Origin of the sequence: Corallococcus carmarthensis (assembly GCF_003611695.1) — a bacterium.
GTDB classification, from domain to species: Bacteria; Myxococcota; Myxococcia; order Myxococcales; family Myxococcaceae; genus Corallococcus; species Corallococcus carmarthensis.
In genome coordinates, this window is record NZ_RAWE01000241.1 from 1 (window position 1) to 14,598 (window position 14,598).

General features: G+C 70.2%; 14 protein-coding genes. 9 read left to right on the forward strand and 5 right to left on the reverse strand.

Going from position 1 to position 14,598, the window contains the following annotated elements:
- Window positions 1-117: 117 nt before the first annotated feature.
- On the forward strand, window positions 118-1,155 hold the full coding sequence (locus D7X32_RS37880; RefSeq protein ID WP_120607397.1) for an SHOCT-like domain-containing protein: 1,038 nt from the start codon (window positions 118-120) through the stop codon (window positions 1,153-1,155).
- Window positions 1,152-1,760, forward strand: a complete 609-nt coding sequence (locus D7X32_RS47195; RefSeq protein ID WP_244239411.1) for a hypothetical protein — start codon at window positions 1,152-1,154, stop codon at window positions 1,758-1,760. The genes D7X32_RS37880 and D7X32_RS47195 overlap by 4 nt, the downstream gene beginning before the upstream one ends.
- Window positions 1,761-1,766: 6 nt before the next feature.
- On the opposite strand, the gene D7X32_RS37890 is transcribed toward D7X32_RS47195, so the two are convergent.
- Together D7X32_RS37890 and D7X32_RS37895 are read right to left on the reverse strand one after the other, a co-directional pair.
- Window positions 1,767-2,417 (reverse strand): hypothetical protein, encoded by a 651-nt coding sequence (locus D7X32_RS37890; protein WP_120607398.1) that lies wholly within the window; start codon window positions 2,415-2,417, stop codon window positions 1,767-1,769.
- A 10-nt stretch (window positions 2,418-2,427) separates the two neighbouring features.
- On the reverse strand, window positions 2,428-3,246 hold the full coding sequence (locus tag D7X32_RS37895) for an endonuclease I family protein (protein WP_120607399.1): 819 nt from the start codon (window positions 3,244-3,246) through the stop codon (window positions 2,428-2,430).
- A gap of 278 nt (window positions 3,247-3,524) precedes the next feature.
- Between D7X32_RS37895 and D7X32_RS37900 the strand changes: the two genes are divergently transcribed.
- Together D7X32_RS37900 and D7X32_RS37905 are read left to right on the forward strand one after the other, a co-directional pair.
- Window positions 3,525-4,487, forward strand: coding sequence for a TIGR01777 family oxidoreductase (locus tag D7X32_RS37900; protein WP_120607400.1), 963 nt, complete (start codon window positions 3,525-3,527; stop codon window positions 4,485-4,487).
- Between the two features lie 2 nt (window positions 4,488-4,489).
- A complete protein-coding gene (locus D7X32_RS37905) occupies window positions 4,490-5,371 on the forward strand; it encodes an alpha/beta hydrolase (protein WP_120607408.1) in 882 nt (293 codons plus the stop codon).
- On the opposite strand, the gene D7X32_RS37910 is transcribed toward D7X32_RS37905, so the two are convergent.
- Together D7X32_RS37910 and D7X32_RS37915 are read right to left on the reverse strand one after the other, a co-directional pair.
- Complete coding sequence (locus D7X32_RS37910; protein ID WP_120607401.1) at window positions 5,366-6,439, reverse strand: response regulator transcription factor; 1,074 nt, start codon at window positions 6,437-6,439, stop codon at window positions 5,366-5,368. The genes D7X32_RS37905 and D7X32_RS37910 overlap by 6 nt on opposite strands.
- 98 nt (window positions 6,440-6,537) lie before the next feature.
- Window positions 6,538-7,608: a helix-turn-helix transcriptional regulator gene (locus D7X32_RS37915; protein ID WP_120607402.1), complete on the reverse strand. Its 1,071-nt coding sequence runs from the start codon at window positions 7,606-7,608 to the stop codon at window positions 6,538-6,540.
- Window positions 7,609-7,818: 210 nt separating this feature from the next.
- Here D7X32_RS37915 and D7X32_RS37920 point away from each other — a divergent pair, with 210 nt between their 5' ends.
- Complete coding sequence (locus tag D7X32_RS37920; protein WP_208752677.1) at window positions 7,819-8,157, forward strand: tellurite resistance TerB family protein; 339 nt, start codon at window positions 7,819-7,821, stop codon at window positions 8,155-8,157.
- 52 nt (window positions 8,158-8,209) lie between these two features.
- Here D7X32_RS37920 and D7X32_RS37925 read toward each other — a convergent pair whose 3' ends face one another.
- A complete protein-coding gene (locus D7X32_RS37925; protein ID WP_120607403.1) occupies window positions 8,210-9,580 on the reverse strand; it encodes a TAXI family TRAP transporter solute-binding subunit in 1,371 nt (456 codons plus the stop codon).
- 150 nt (window positions 9,581-9,730) lie between these two features.
- On the opposite strand from D7X32_RS37925, the gene D7X32_RS37930 reads away from it, so the two are divergent.
- The 4 genes from D7X32_RS37930 to D7X32_RS37945 all read left to right on the forward strand — a co-directional run.
- On the forward strand, window positions 9,731-11,278 hold the full coding sequence (locus D7X32_RS37930; RefSeq protein WP_120607404.1) for an ELWxxDGT repeat protein: 1,548 nt from the start codon (window positions 9,731-9,733) through the stop codon (window positions 11,276-11,278).
- 115 nt (window positions 11,279-11,393) lie between these two features.
- A complete protein-coding gene (locus tag D7X32_RS37935; protein ID WP_120607405.1) occupies window positions 11,394-12,464 on the forward strand; it encodes an MBL fold metallo-hydrolase in 1,071 nt (356 codons plus the stop codon).
- Window positions 12,465-12,537: 73 nt separating this feature from the next.
- Entirely contained in the window at window positions 12,538-13,443 is a 906-nt protein-coding gene (locus D7X32_RS37940) for a glycoside hydrolase family protein (protein WP_120607406.1), read from the forward strand.
- Window positions 13,444-13,535: 92 nt separating this feature from the next.
- Window positions 13,536-14,598: serine/threonine-protein kinase (locus D7X32_RS37945; protein WP_147450427.1), on the forward strand; the 1,063-nt coding region annotated here is incomplete at its 3' end.

Sequence of the window (14,598 nt, forward strand, 5' to 3'; positions counted from 1 at the left end):
CCGCCAAGGGAGCGCGGCTCACCGCGCCGGGCGCAGATTCTCGATGACCTCGCGGCCGGGCTCATCGATGCGGACGAGGCCGCCCAACGTCTCAAGAAGGCACGGGAGTAACCACCCATGATGGACCCTGAAGCCACGCCGTCCTCCGACTCCTCGTCGTCCGCGCGCGACGGCTCCCAGCGCCACGCGCTTCCGTGGGGGCAGCAGGCGGAGCTGGAGCTGCACGCGCTCGCAGCCACGCTCGTCGTGTCGCCGCTTCCTGAAGGTGAGAAGCCCTACCTGGTGACGCATGGCCGGATGGAGGTGAGCATCCACGAGCATGGCCGGCTGACGAAGGTGGAGCTGGTGCCGCGCGAGGCGGGCTTCCTGTCGCTGTTCTGGCGCCAGGGCGGACAGGCAGAGCTGTTCGTGCCGCCCGACGTGCGCGCGAAGCTCCAGTTGGACGCGGGCGCCGTGCGCATCGCCGGTCTGAAGGACTGTGAGCTGGAGCTGTCCACCGACGCGGGCACGGCGAGCCTGCGCGACGTGCACGGCAAGCTGACCCTGCGCACGGGCGCGGGCCGCATCATCGGCGAGCGCGTGGGTGGCACCTTCCACGTCCATGCCGCAGCGGGCGCGGTGAAGCTGGACGTGGACGCGCTGGACGTGGGCGAGCACCGCATCGGGACGCAGGTGGGCGCGGTGGAGCTGCGCCTGGTGCCAGGGCTGGACGTGAACATCTCCGCCCACACGACGCTGGGCTCGACGCAGACGCGCTACCCGTCCAACCCGCAGGCGGCCACGACGCTGCTGATGGAGACGGAGCTGGGCTCGGTGCGCCTCCGTGAGTCGGGCCGTGCGCGCCACGAGGAGGCGGAGGGCTGGGAGGAGGACTCGCTGCGCTGGCAGCGTCAGGCGGAGCGCTGGCAGCGCCGCGCGGAGCGCCACGCGAACCAGTGGGCCCATGCGTGGGCGAACTCGTGGGGCGCGCCGTCCTGGGCGGGCCCGGGCGCCCGGCACCACCGGCCGCAGCCACCCACGCCGCCCGTGCCGCCCACGCCGCCGCAGTCCCGCGGCATCCCCGACGAGGAGATGCGCCGCGTGCTGGACCTGGTGGAAGCCGGCAAGCTCAGCGCGGAGGACGCCCAGAAGCTGCTCAAGGCCATGCAGCGATGAAGATCATCCCCAGCCCTCCGGGACGACGTGAGCCCGGCCCCTCGCGCCTGCTGTACGACGTTCCCGATGGCGCGTGGGGACAGGACGCCCTCCTCGAGGTGCTCGAGGAGACGATCCGCTGGTGCGCACCCCGGGCGACGCTGGACGCGCCGGCCACCTGCCTGCGCACGTCCGGCTTCCAGCCCCGGGTGATGGTGGATGACAACCGCTTCCAGATGATGGAGCGGGTCATCAGCGAGCGGCGCCACGCCCTGCGAGGCAGGCCGCCGCGGTCCCTGCCGCCGCGCGAGGGGGAACGCCTTCAAGGGGGTCGGCTGCTGGTCTACTTCCCGGATGACAACACCTGCGACGGCGGCGCGGAGCTGGCGACCCGGGGCTACTTCGACGTGGACAACGTGCCGCCCTGGGACACCTGGGTCGGCATGTTCCGAGAGGACCCGGAGTCCGACACCCAGTCGGCGGACTACCTCATCGCCTGGGTGCCGCCGGTGTTCCTCGACGCCGTGGCCCAGGGCATCCGGGTGAACCCGGAGGTCTGCATCCAGTGGCTGGAGGACTCCACCACGATGATGGCGAAGCGCCTGAAGGACCTGACCTCCCCCTGAGGCCGCTCAGGCGCCCTGGGTGAGGAAGCGGAAGGGGCGCACGCAGTCCTCGCGGCTGCACCGGAAGAGGTAGCCCCGGCCGTTGTCGCCGAAGTCCAGGCCGAAGGGCATCGCGGCCAGCTGCGCGACGAAGCGCATGGGCGCGTCACAGCACTCCGGCGTCGCCTCGCCGTTGAGCCAGCCGGGCACGCCGCCCACCTTGCTCTCCGGCGCCTCCGCCTGCGCGCGGTCCAGCGCGGTGAGCTGCTCCTCGGTGGCCTCGTTGACGTCCACCGACAGCGCCTCGGTGTCCTCGGTGGCGGGCTCGAAGCCGAGCGTCCATTCCGCGTACGGCTTCACCGGCCCCGGGGGCGCGCTCACGGACGGCACGCCGACCTTCACCGGCACCGCGGCGTTGGCGCCCTCTTCGGGGTCCCAGCGGAAGCAGACGGTGTCGGGGTTCTCGCACTGGAAGACGTGGACCGACGCGTGTGGCGACAGGTCCAGCCGTCCTTCGACGTGCGGCAACTGGAAGAGGAAGCGCTGCGGCCCGCCGCACATGGCGCAGGCGGGCCATTCCAGGGGCCCCTGCGCCTCGGGCGTGCCCCCCACCTTCATCAGGGGGACACCGGTGCGGCCAGGGACGAGCGCCCACAGGGGCGCGATCGGACGGGACATGCCCCGGACTCTAGAAGTCCGCGATGCGGTCGGCCAGCGACGCGTCGTCCACGAAGGGGTTGCGGTTCTGCTGGTAGGTCTCGATGGCGTCGTTGCGCTTCACTTCCGCCGCGTCCACCTTGTCCAGCGTGTTCCACTGCTTGAGGACGGACTCGTCCTCGGGCGGGATGTGCTTGTTGTACACGGTGGAGAAGTAGAACAGCGCGCGCGCCACGTTGCCCTTGTGCTCATCGGGCGGCTCGAAGACGGTGCGGCCCTTCTCGTCGGTGCCGAACTTGGCGCCGTTCTCCGTCCACTTCACGTTCTTCACCGTGCCGAAGGGCCAGTTGCCCCGGATGGAGTTGGCCTTGCTGTCGGTGGGGAACAGGTGGTGCAGGTCCGCCTTCGCCGCGCCCGTGGCGCCCTTGGACTGGGGCCAGGTGTGCTCGGTGTTCATCACGTTGCTGCTGGGAATCTTGTTCGTCGCGACTTCCTTGCCCGTGTAGACGCACTTCACCTTGCCATCGTGGTTGTCCAGGGTGGTGAAGATGATCTTCCGCGCCTGGTTGTAGCCCAGGTCCTTGTGCTTGCTGACCGCGTCGTGCAGCGCGTTGATCAGCGCCTGGTCCTTCAGACCGTCGTAGCGGGGGTCGGGCTTGGACGGCGGCACGTCCTCCACCGGAACCTGCGGCGTGGGCACGGGCGTCGTCGGTGCCTTCTTCGCCGGAGCACCTGCTTCGAACGTGGAGACCGAAGAGAACGCCTTCGGGGTGCGGGCCGTGGGGCTGGTGGCCGACGAGGAGGCCGTCGAGGTGCGGGGCGCGGAGAGCGGGCGGGGCGAGATGAGCATGACGGCCTCAGGATTCGAGGTGGGGGATGACCCATTTTCGCCCGAACGCGCCCCCGGTTGCGTGACGCATCGCATTTTCCCTCCGCGCCGGTTGGTTTCCTGGGCCCAACCCGGGACATCCCGGGAAATGACCTGCCGCCGGGCCGCGAACGCAGGGAAAAGCGGGGCTCATCGCCGGTACCAGGGCCGGTCGGGGGCCCGGTGTCCGGGACCGGGCGGCGCGGACGGGGGGCGCGCTATGCCTTGCGGCGGCACACGGACGGAGGGGGTTCGCATCCATGAAGGTCGTGATTCCGGGTGGCACGGGGCAGGTGGGCGCACTGCTGGCGCGGGCGTTCCTCGCACGGGGGGACGACGTCGTCCTCGTCAGCCGGGGCGGCCGGGGCGAGGCGCGCACGGTGTCCTGGGATGGGCGCACCCTGGGTGATTGGGCGAAGGAGGTGGACGGCGCCGACGTGGTCATCAACCTGGCGGGGCGCAGCGTGAACTGCCGCTACACGGAGGAGAACCTGCGCCAGATGATGGACTCGCGGGTGGACTCCACGCGCGTGGTGGGACAGGCCATCCAGCAGGCCACGAAGCCGCCGCGCGTGTGGCTGCAGATGAGCACCGCGACGCTGTACGCGCACCGGCTGGACGCGCCCAACGACGAGGCCACCGGCCTCATTGGCGGGGACGAGCCCGGCGTGCCTGCGTACTGGAAGCGCAGCATCGACATCGCGAAGGCGTGGGAAGCCACGCTGGCGGAGGCGGACACGCCCCACACGCGCAAGGTGGCGCTGCGCACCGCGATGGTGATGAGCCCGGACAAGGAGGGCATCTTCGACGTGCTCCTGGGCCTGACGCGCCGGGGGCTGGGCGGCCCCGCGGGCAGTGGCCGGCAGTACGTGTCGTGGATCCACGGCCAGGACTTCGTGCGCGCGGTGCTGCTGCTGCTGGAGCGCGACGACCTGGCCGGGCCGGTGAACCTGGCCGCGCCGAATCCCCTGCCCCAGCGGGAGCTGATGGCGAAGCTGCGCGAAGCGGCGCACGTGAGTGTGGGACTGCCTGCGGCGAAGTGGATGCTGGAGGTGGGCGCGTTCTTCATGCGCACGGACACGGAGCTGTTGCTCAAGAGCCGCCGCGTGGTGCCCGGGCGGCTGCTGGACGCGGGCTTCACCTTCGAGTACCCCGACTGGGGGACCGCCGTGAAGAACCTCGTCGAGCGTTGGCGCGCGGGTGGCGGTCCCGTCCGGAGCTGACCGTGTCCACGAAGCAGTACCGCGTCCACTGGGGTCGGATCGTCGCGCTGGGGCTCGTCGTGGGTGCGCTGGGCACCGGCGGCTTCACGGCGGCGCGAGGGCTGCGCACGGCGCAGGCGCTGGTGAACCCTGCGCGCATCCCGGTGACGCGGCCCTCGGGCCCTGACGCGCTGACGGGCCTGGAGGACGTGTCCTTCCAGGCGGCGGGGCATCGGCTTCGCGGGTGGTACGTGCCGTCGCGCGACGGCACGGCGGTGGTGCTGGTGCACGGCTTCGCGGACAACCGCACGCGGCTCCTCTTCGAAGCGAGGGTGCTGGCGGAGGCGGGGCACGGCGTCCTGCTCTTTGACCTGCACGGCCAGGGTGAGAGCGAGGGCGAAGCGGTGGGCTGGGGCGACAGCGAGCGCGAGGACGTGCGCGCGGCCCTGTCCTTCGTGCGGGCCCGGCCCGACGTGGCCGCGGGACGCGTGGGCCTGTTCGGCTTCTCCATGGGGGGCACGACGGCCCTGCTGGTGGCGCAGGAAGACGCGAGGGTGAAGGCGGTGGCGGTGGCCGGTGCGTTCCCGGACCTGGCGGGCGACATGGGCTCGCACTACGGCCTGAGCACCTGGGCGGTGCTGTGGGGGCTGCGCCGGGCCGGCATCGACGTGGACGCGGTGCGCCCCGTGGACGGCATGTGCCGGCTGGAGGGCCGGCCGCTGCTGCTCATCAACGGAGGCAGCGACCCGGACGGCCCCCAGAAGCTGGACGGCCGCCTCTACCGCGCGGCCTGCGAGCCCCGCGAGCAGTGGGTGGTGCCCGAGGCGGCCCACGGCGAATACGCCCAGAAGGACCCTGAAGGCTACGCGCGTCAGCTGCGTGAGTTCTTCGGCCGCGCGCTATGAGCGCTTTCCACGGGTGACGAGGTCGAGCCGGCCGTCGGCGCCGGTCCTCCGGTAGATCTCCTTCGTGTGGTCCTTCGCCGTGTGGAGGGAGAGATTGAGCTCATGGGCGATGTCCTCATCGCTCGCGCCCTTGTTCAACAGGTCCGCCACCTCGATCTGCTTGGGAGACAATTTCCGGGCCCACTCCTCCCGCATCCAGTGCAGCTCCTCGACGATGCGGACCTCGTACAACGTGCAGCCCGGGCGCAGGACCGTGGAGGGCTTGAAGGTCACCTTCAGCGTGTCGTGGCCCCGCGGCCTCTCCAGGGTTCTCTGGTCAGGAGGCGGCACGCCATCCAGGCTCGAAAGCCATTTCACGAAGGACACCCACGCCTCCGGCACGTCATGGCTGAGCTCCTTGGGGGTGAACCAGCGGTTCACCACGTCCCTGGCGGTGCCCGTCTCCTCCACGCGACGCCCCAAGGTGTTCAGGACCATTCCCGCCCACGGCTCCCTTGAGAGCGCCGAAAGCAGGTCGCCCCTGAAGCGCTCGGCCTCGAAGGCCTGGACGGTGTCCACCGCCTCGTTGATGGAAGGGATGAACGACTGGAGCAGCAACTCATCCCTGAGGGTGAACTCGCTGGCGGACTCCTTGTACATCGCCAGGCCCCCCAGGAACTTCGACCGCGTCTTGAACAGCAGGGTGGCCAGCACGTGCCGAAGCTTCAGACCCGCCCTGAGGCTGCGGTCGAAGGTTTCCGTGCGCTCCAGCGGAATGCCCTGAAGCATCACGCCATCCCTCGCCGCTCTGTTGGGCTGACTCAGGGTGTACTGGTACACGAAGCACCGGTGCGCCCACGGCGAATACCCCTGGAGCAGGGGCTTCACGGTCGGGGCCTCCCACTCCAGCCCCGGCGAGTTGTCCACGTGGGAGAACCCGACCGCGAGGTGCTCCGCCTTGCAGACGAGGAGCATCACGTCCTCGATGGCTTTGTAGATGTCCGCGAACGTCCGGACACCAATCAGGCGCCGCTCCATCTCACGGATCAACCGCAGCTCGCGCAACGTGAACTTCAAGGCCGTGCCCATGATGGGTACCTCCCCCGCGTTGTCCTACTCTTCAAGGATGACACGAACGGGACCCGGGCCGCCCCCCTCGGAAGAGGGGGGTGTCAGGCATTGACGGGCTACGCGCGGCGGCCCTTGGCGACGAACTCCGCGCGGCTGTGGGTGCCGGTCTTCTCGAAGAGGGACTTGATGTGGACCTTCACCGTCTCCACGGAGCACTTGAGCCGGGTGGAGATCTCCTTGTTCGCCAGGCCCTCGTGGAGGCAGTCCGCCACGCGCGACTCCTGGGCGGTGAACTTCTCCTTCCAGTCCGGGCGCAGCCAGTGGGCACGCTCGTGCATGCGCACCTGCCACAGGTTGCGGCCGCCCCAGCTGACGGCGGACTGGCTGAACGTCACGTCCAGCCGGTCCGCGCCGCGCTCCAGCGTGAGGGACTCCAGCCGGGGATCCACCGCGACGTCGAAGCGGGACAGCGCCATCACCCGCTCCACCCAGGCCCGGGGCACCCCGTCACTGAGTTCGTGGGGCGCGAACCACCGCTCCAGCAGCGGGATGGCCGGCCCCGTGTCCACGACCTTCCGCCCCAGGCTGTTCAGCATCAGCACCGGGCCCGCCCCCATCGCGATGGCCTTCAACAGGTCCCGCTCGAAGCGCAGGGCATAGAACTCCTGGAGCCGGGCCACCGCCCGGGAGATGTAGGGGATGATCTGCTGCAGGAACCACTGCGCCCGGAGCGAGAAGGGCCGCGAGGACTCCCGGTACATCGCGACCCCTCCCTTCAAGTCCTGGTCCGCGAAGAGCAGCGACGCCAGCACGCGCTTGAGCTTCAGCCCCGCGCCGGCGCTGCGCCGGAAGGTCTCCGTCTCAGACAGCGGCTGCCCCCGGAGCATCTGGACATCATTGAGCACGACGTTGGGCTGCACCACCGTGGCGCGGAAGACGAAGTCCTCCTGCACCCATTCGGCGTAATCCTTGAGGAGGGGGTGGACGGTGTCCGTCTTCCACTGCAGCCCTGCCGTCCCATCCGGGTTCGCGCAGCCGACCGCGAAGTGGTCCGCCTCGCAGAGCTTGAGGAGCGCGTGCGAGATGGCCTCGTAGACGTCCTCGAGGGTCCGGGCATTGCCCAGCGACTCCTTCAACTCCGCAATCAACGCCTGCTCACGCGACAGGAACTTCCGTGCCTTGCCCATGGGTACACCCCCGTTGCCAATACCCAACAAGTATTACGAGGGATGAAACAGGGCCCATCCCTCCCAAGAGGTATGACAGGCCTGACAGACACGGCCCCCTGCGACACACGTCCGGGCTCCCCATCCGCTCCCCGACGGGGCGATGACGTCGGGCTGGACGGCTCCCCCCCTGGCAGGTCAGCCTGGACCGCCCCGGAGGACCCGACCCACATGGCTGCCCCGCTGCCCCCTGACGCCCAGTTCCACATCGAAGTCATCAAGCTCCTGCTCCAGGTGGCCACCAGCGACGACCGCGTCACCCGCGAGGAGATTGACTCCATCATCGACACCGCGCGCGGCTTCAGCGTGCCCCTGACGGAGCTCAGCGCCCTCACCCGCTGCCTGCAGGAGGGCAAGCCGCTCCCGCCGCCGAACCTGGGCATCCTGCGCGAGGACCCCAAGGCCGTGCTCGACGCCGTCCACACCCTCATCGCCGGCGACGGCCACGTGCACGAGTCCGAGATCGAGATGGCCCGGCAGATCCGCGAGCTGCTCGGCATCGCCCCCTGAGGCCCCGCGGCGGTGAGCCGGAACTCCAGGCCACCCCGCGCCACCGCGCCTGTTACGCGGGCATCTGCAACGGGTGCGCGTCCTTGTGCTCGGGCGCGCCGGCCAGCCTGCGGGTGAGCCGGCGGCGCACGACGTCCACGTGCTCGCGGAAGAAGTAGAGGTTCTCCGCGTAGGCGATCGGCACCGCGATGCGGTTCACCTCGCGCTCGGCCTCCTCCAGCCGCTTGAGCATGTCCTGGAGCATCTCCTGGTCCGGGTCCTCCTCCAGCTGGATCTCAATCTCCTTCAGCCGCGCGTACCACCGGTGGATGCGCGAGCGCACCCGCCACAGGAACACCGCGGGCACCGCGCGCCCCAGCGGCACCACCACCGCGATGATGGGCACCAGCATCACCCACAGCCGGTCCACCAGGTTCGCCGCCCAGAACGGCAGGTAGCGCTGCAAGAGCGGCACACCCGTCGCGTAGTAGCGCTTCGCCTCGCTGCTCAGGGGGAAGCCCGCCGCGAGCGGCGCGGGGAACTCGCCCGTCTTGTCCAGGATGCCCGCCGAGCCGTGGATCTCACTGGCCGCGCGCATCAGCAGATAGGCGAGCGCCGGGTGCAGCGAGTCCTTCGCCAGCAGCAGCGCGTTGGGCGACAGCAGCACCACATCCCGGTCCGGCACGTCCTTGGCGAAGTCGAACACCCCCTGGGGTAGCACGTGGCGCGACAGGTACGGGTAGCGGCGCGTGTACGCCTCCGCGCGCGTGAAGCTGAGCAGGCGCACGTCCTTCACCGCCGCCAGCTTCTGGATGCGCGGCGACTCCGCCGACGACACCAGGAACACCGCGTCCACCTTGCCCTGCGTCAGCGCGTCGATGGCCGCGTCCCGGTCCAGCGGCAGCAGCTCCGTGGGCGCCGTGTCCACCTTGTTCGCCTGGAGCAGCGTCATCGCCAGCGCGCGCGTGCCGCTGTCCTCGGGCCCCACCGCGATGCGCTTGCCCTGAAGGCCGCGCACGTCGTCCACCGGCTCGCCCCGGTAGAAGACCCACAGCGGCACGTAGGCGAGGCTCCCCAGCGACGCCACATGCTCCGGCACCTCCTGCCCCTTGCCGCCAGTGGTGCCGCTCTGCGCGAAGGCGATGTCCACGCCGCTGTCCTCCGCGCTCAGCAGCGCCACGCTGCCCACGGAGCCCTTCGTGTTGCGCAACTCCAGCGTCACCCCGTGCTGCGCGAGGAACTTCTGGTAGCGCTTCGCCATGTAGTTGAAGCCCCCCTCCTCCGGCGCCAGCGCCATCACCAGCGTCTTGGGCGGCGCGGGCTTGACGAAATAGAACGTCACCGCGAACGCGAGCGCGATGAGCAGCGTCGCGGGGGCGACGGCGATCCACAGGTCGCGCCGCAACGTGCGCTTGAGCTGCGCCTTCAACGTGTCCGTCTTCATGAGGATGCGCAGTATACCGACCGCGCCGTGCGGGGCCCCGCCGCACACCGCGTCGGTCCAAGCAGGCGAGCACGTCCCGACCCGGGGGCACTTGGCGCATCCCCTTGCGCGACGCACCCTCCCTCCCAGGCCTTTCTGAAGGGGTGTGGCATGGGTTGGCGCGGCGGGTGGCTGATGTCTTTGCTGGTGGTGGGGGTGGGCTGCGGCGGGGCGCTTCCGGAAGAGCAGGCGGAAGCTGGACTCGCACAGGAGCCTACCTTTGCCCCGGAAGTGACAGCGGAGGGCCTGTGCCTTCCCACCGCCGCGGGCACCCAGCGGGTGAAGACGATCCTCCCCCCTTCGGAGCTGGGCATCCCTCGCTTCGCGATGGGGCCGGGCAGCTTCGTGGACTTCAAGGGGGCGCTGCACTTCGCGGTGAACCAAGAGGACGGCCGCCGCGGCCTGTGGCGGAGCACCGGCACGGACGCGGGCACCACGGAGGTGAAGGGCTTCCCGGCGACGGCGGGCAGTGGGACGCCGCTGCTGTCCCAGCTCACCGCCACCCCGGCGCAGCTCTTCTTCCAGGCGCCGGACGCGGCGCACGGCAGCGAGCTGTGGGTGAGCGACGGGACGACGGCCGGCACCCGGATGGTGAAGGACGTGACGCCGGGCACGGAGGACTCGTACCTGACGCACCTGACGGCGGCCGGCTCCACGCTGGTCTTCTTCAAGGAGACGTACGACGCCACGGTGTTCGCCACGCGCTACGAGCTGTGGAAGTCGGACGGCACCGCCGCGGGCACGGTGCGCCTGCGCGACTTCGGCACCGGCGTGGACGTGAGCTACCTGGATGCGAAGCAGGGCAACGCGCTGCTGTTCTTCGTGCGTGAGCTGGAAGGCGCCACCTCCCTGTGGCGGACGGACGGCACCGCCGCCGGCACCGTGCAGCTGAAGCGGCTGGACGCGGGCCCCAACACCTACCCGAACGACGTGCGCACCTCCGGCGCGCTCACCCTCTTCAAGCTGGATGAGATGAGCGGCCTGTCGGAGCTGTGGAAGACGGATGGAACGGCGGGCGGCACCCTGCGGCTGGCGTCGTTCGGCTCCACGCGCGCCATGCGCGTGCTGGGGGCGCTGGGCGCCTACGCGTACGTCACGACGACCTCCTTCAGCACCCAGTACATGGTCATCTACCGCGTGCCGCTCGCGGGCGGAAACCCGGAGCCCGTCGTCACCCTGCCCAATGACTACACGTCGCAGGGCGAGGCGTTCCCCTTCATCGAAGCCGTGAGCCAGGCGCCGGGTGGCAAGAAGCTGTACTTCGCCGTGGCCATCGGCAGCAACGGCCCGGCGCCGCGCGACACGCAGCTGTGGGTGACGAACGGCACCGCCGGGGGCACCACGCTGCTGCGCCGGCCGCTGAGCCTGTCGGACGAGTACGGCTCGCCGGTGTACGCGGCGGCGGACAACCTGGTCTTCTTCGCCTCGGAGGAGATGGCCCCGGTGGGGCTGGAGCCGTGGGTGAGCAACGGCACGGTGGCCGGGACGCGCCGCCTCAAGGACATCGCCTCGCAGGGGCCCACGCGCTCCTCCTACCCGCGCGAGTTCTTCCGCATGGGCAGCCGCGTGTACTTCAGCGCCTTTGACGACACGCTGAACGCCCAGCTCTGGTCCAGCGCGCTCAGCAACACCTGCGCGGCGCCGGAGGACGCACAGTAGGCGCACCCCGCCTCCCCGCCCCTGTTCGCGCCGGACGCAGGGACGGCGCCCCGCCCGCCTGGGCTCCAGGCGGGTGACCGTGCCCGGCGGACGCGTGGGTGTTAGACACCCGCGCATGCCCACCGTCAGTGACAGCGCGCGCAGCGCGGGACTCCGCCTGGAACGCAGCCGGGCCTCCCGTCAGTTCGAGGGCCACGGCTTCCGCAACACCGCCCCCGTGGGGGCCGGCCTCCAGGGGAACCCGCTGCCGCTCCTGGGCGAGTACTTCTTCGGCGGCTCGCAGCGCACGCCGCCCGCGCCGCTGCCGGTGGACGACCCGCGCGGCACCTGGGCCCGCGCGCCGGACACCGGCCTGCGCGTCACCTGGCTGGGCCACAGCACGATGCTGCTGGAGGTGGACGGGGCGCGCGTGCTCACCGACCCCGTCTTCGGCGACCGGGTCTCGCCCGTGTCCTTCGCGGGCCCCAAGCGCTTCCACGCCACGCCCGTGCCGGTGGACGCGCTGCCGGACCTGGACGCCGTGCTGGTGTCGCACGACCACTACGACCACCTGTGCCGGAGCACCATCCGGGCGCTGGCGAAGCGGCGGGTGCCCTTCGTCACCGCGCTGGGCGTGGGGCGCCACCTGGAGGCCTTCGGCGTGGCGCCGGAGCTGATCACCGAGCTGGACTGGTGGGAGGAGCACCGCGTGGGCCCGGTGGCCTTTCGCGCGGCGCCCTCGCAGCACTTCTCCGGGCGCGGCCTGGGCGACCGCAACACGACGCTGTGGGCATCGTGGGTGCTCAGCACCGACAAGCACCGGCTGTTCTTCAGCGGCGACACCGGCCTCACCACGGAGTTCGAGGAGATTGGCCGGAGATGCGGCCCCTTCGACCTGGTGATGCTGGAGGTGGGCGCGTTCCACCCGAGCTGGGGCGGCATCCACCTGGGCCCGGAGAACGCGCTCAAGGCGCACGCGATGCTGGGCGGCGGCACGCTGATGCCGGTGCACTGGGGCACCTTCAACCTGGCGCTGCACGCGTGGGACGAGCCCGCGGAGACGCTGGTGCGGCTGGCCACGGAGCAGCAGGTGCGCCTCTTCACGCCGGGCCTGGGCCGGAGCCTGGAGCCCTCGCGCGTGGAGGGGGTGACGCCGTGGTGGCGCGACGTGGGCGAGCCCCGCCTCGTGCCCCGGCTGGCCCCGTGAGGCATTGGGCCGAGGGGCCCGCGTGAGGCAAGGACTCGACGCCCACCCGAGGCCCGGGCGTAGAGTTCCCGCCATGACCCGCTCCCCCCGGCTCTTCCTCGCGCTGCCCCTGGCCGTCCTGCTGTCGCCGCTGCTGGCGTGCGACCCCGCGGCCGGGACGCAATCCCAGACAGACGACGACCCAACCCCCGGCGTGACGAAGAGCGCGAAGCGGGGACTCGGGTATGGCTATCACTCGGCGGCGGACCTGAAGGCGCTCTCCCCGGGGATGAGCTGGTGGTACAACTGGTCGCCCAAGCCGGAGAGCGGCGCGGCCAGCGTCTACGTCGCCGAGAAAGTCTCCTTCGTGCCCATGGCCTGGGGCGGCACGCCCACGGTGGCCCAGCTCGAGTCGGAGATTCCGGCGGGCGCGCAATACCTGCTGGGGTTCAACGAGCCCAACTTCAAATCCCAGGCGAACAAGACCCCCCGCCAGGCCGCGGCGCTCTGGCCCGTGCTGGAGGAGGTGGCCCGCCGCAAGGGGCTCAAGCTGGTGTCCCCGGCGGTGAACTACTGCGGCGACTGCGTGACCGAGGACGGCGTCACCTTCACCGACCCGGTGGCGTACCTGGATGCCTTCTTCAAGGCCTGCGCGAACTGTCAGGTGGATGCCATTGCCATCCACTGGTACGCGTGCGACGTGGGCGCGCTCAAGTGGTACGTGGGGTTGTTCAAGAAGTACAACAAGCCCCTCTGGTTGACGGAGTTCGCGTGCGGTGACCGCCCCGCCAACGAAATCACCGTGGCCGTGCAGAAGCAGTACATGGTGGATGCCATTGGCTACCTGGAGACGGAGCCCGCCATCGAGCGCTACGCGTGGTTCTCCGGGCGCAACAACGAAATCCCTTCCATCAACCTGCTGGGCGCCTCCGGAGAGCTGACCGAGCTGGGCCACCTGTACGTCACGCTGGCGGCGGGCGCCTCGAAGCAGTCCCCCTGAGGGGGTGAGGTCCGGTCCTACACACAGGGTTGGACAGACGCGGAGACGTCTATTCGGTGGTCCCGGGATTCTGGGGCTAAGGTAGACGTCCCATGGCACTCGAGGCGGGGGACACCTTCGGAAGGTATGAGCTGGTGTCCTGGCTGGGCCGGGGCGGCATGGCGGAGACGTGGCATGCCCAGCTGGTAGGGGCGGCGGGCGTCACCAAGTCCGTGCTCATCAAGAAGGTCCTGCCGGAGTACGCGGACGACGAGGCCTTCATCTCCATGTTCATCAGCGAGGCGCGCATCTCCGCCACGCTGTCCCATGGCAATGTCGCGCAGGTCTTCGACTTCGGACAGGTAGAGGACGAGTACTTCCTCGCCATGGAGTTCGTCGACGGCAAGCCGCTCGACAAGGTGCTCAAGCGCGCGATGCGGAGCGGGCTGCCCGCGATGCCCGTTCCGGTCGCGGTCTTCATCGCGATGGAGATGTGCCGGGGGCTGCACTACGCGCACACGCGCACGGACAGCAGCGGCAAGCCCCTGGGCATCGTCCACCGGGACATCTCCCCGGACAACGTGCTCGTCAGCTACGAGGGCCAGGTCAAGATCGTCGACTTCGGCATCGCCAAGGCGCAACTCCTCCGGGGCGTCAAGACGGCGCCGGGGGTGGTGAAGGGCAAATACCTCTTCTTCTCCCCGGAGCAGGCGCGTGGGGAGGAGGTGGATGCGCGCACGGATGTCTGGGCCACCGGCGTCGTGCTGTATGAGTTGCTGTGCGGCCGGCTGCCCGTGGATGGCCCGCCGCATGTGGTGATGATGAAGATTGCTCACGGCGAGATTCCACCGCTGAGCCAGCTGCGTCCGGACCTGCCGGAAGCCCTCAACCGCATCGCCCTCAAGGCCTTGAGCCCTGACCCGGCCCAGCGCTTCGCCTCCAGTCACGCGTTCGGGGATGCGCTGGCGGGGTTCCTGTATGCGAATCATCCGCGCTTCTCGTCGTTGAGCCTCGCGCACCTGCTGCGGGTGCTGTTCCGGGGAGACCTGCTGAACGAAGGCCGGGAGCTGGCGGTTCCCGACGACTTCCTGGAGGAGCTCAAGGCCTGGCGCCAGCCCGTGACGCCAGACCAGGCCCCCACGGTTCCCCACCTCCGGGCCATCAAGACGCCCCACC

Bases quoted from the DNA above. Each gene is read 5' to 3' on its own strand.
- D7X32_RS37915 (WP_120607402.1), bottom strand. From the start codon at position 7,608: ATGGGCAAGGCACGGAAGTTCCTGTCGCGTGAGCAGGCGTTGATTGCG.
- D7X32_RS37935 (WP_120607405.1), top strand. From the start codon at position 11,394: ATGCCCACCGTCAGTGACAGCGCGCGCAGCGCGGGACTCCGCCTGGAA.
- D7X32_RS37930 (WP_120607404.1), top strand. From the start codon at position 9,731: ATGGGTTGGCGCGGCGGGTGGCTGATGTCTTTGCTGGTGGTGGGGGTG.
- D7X32_RS37895 (WP_120607399.1), bottom strand. From the start codon at position 3,246: ATGCTCATCTCGCCCCGCCCGCTCTCCGCGCCCCGCACCTCGACGGCC.
- D7X32_RS37925 (WP_120607403.1), bottom strand. From the start codon at position 9,580: ATGAAGACGGACACGTTGAAGGCGCAGCTCAAGCGCACGTTGCGGCGC.
- D7X32_RS37900 (WP_120607400.1), top strand. From the start codon at position 3,525: ATGAAGGTCGTGATTCCGGGTGGCACGGGGCAGGTGGGCGCACTGCTG.
- D7X32_RS37880 (WP_120607397.1), top strand. From the start codon at position 118: ATGATGGACCCTGAAGCCACGCCGTCCTCCGACTCCTCGTCGTCCGCG.
- D7X32_RS37890 (WP_120607398.1), bottom strand. From the start codon at position 2,417: ATGTCCCGTCCGATCGCGCCCCTGTGGGCGCTCGTCCCTGGCCGCACC.
- D7X32_RS37940 (WP_120607406.1), top strand. From the start codon at position 12,538: ATGACCCGCTCCCCCCGGCTCTTCCTCGCGCTGCCCCTGGCCGTCCTG.
- D7X32_RS37920 (WP_208752677.1), top strand. From the start codon at position 7,819: ATGGCTGCCCCGCTGCCCCCTGACGCCCAGTTCCACATCGAAGTCATC.
- D7X32_RS47195 (WP_244239411.1), top strand. From the start codon at position 1,152: ATGAAGATCATCCCCAGCCCTCCGGGACGACGTGAGCCCGGCCCCTCG.
- D7X32_RS37910 (WP_120607401.1), bottom strand. From the start codon at position 6,439: ATGGGCACGGCCTTGAAGTTCACGTTGCGCGAGCTGCGGTTGATCCGT.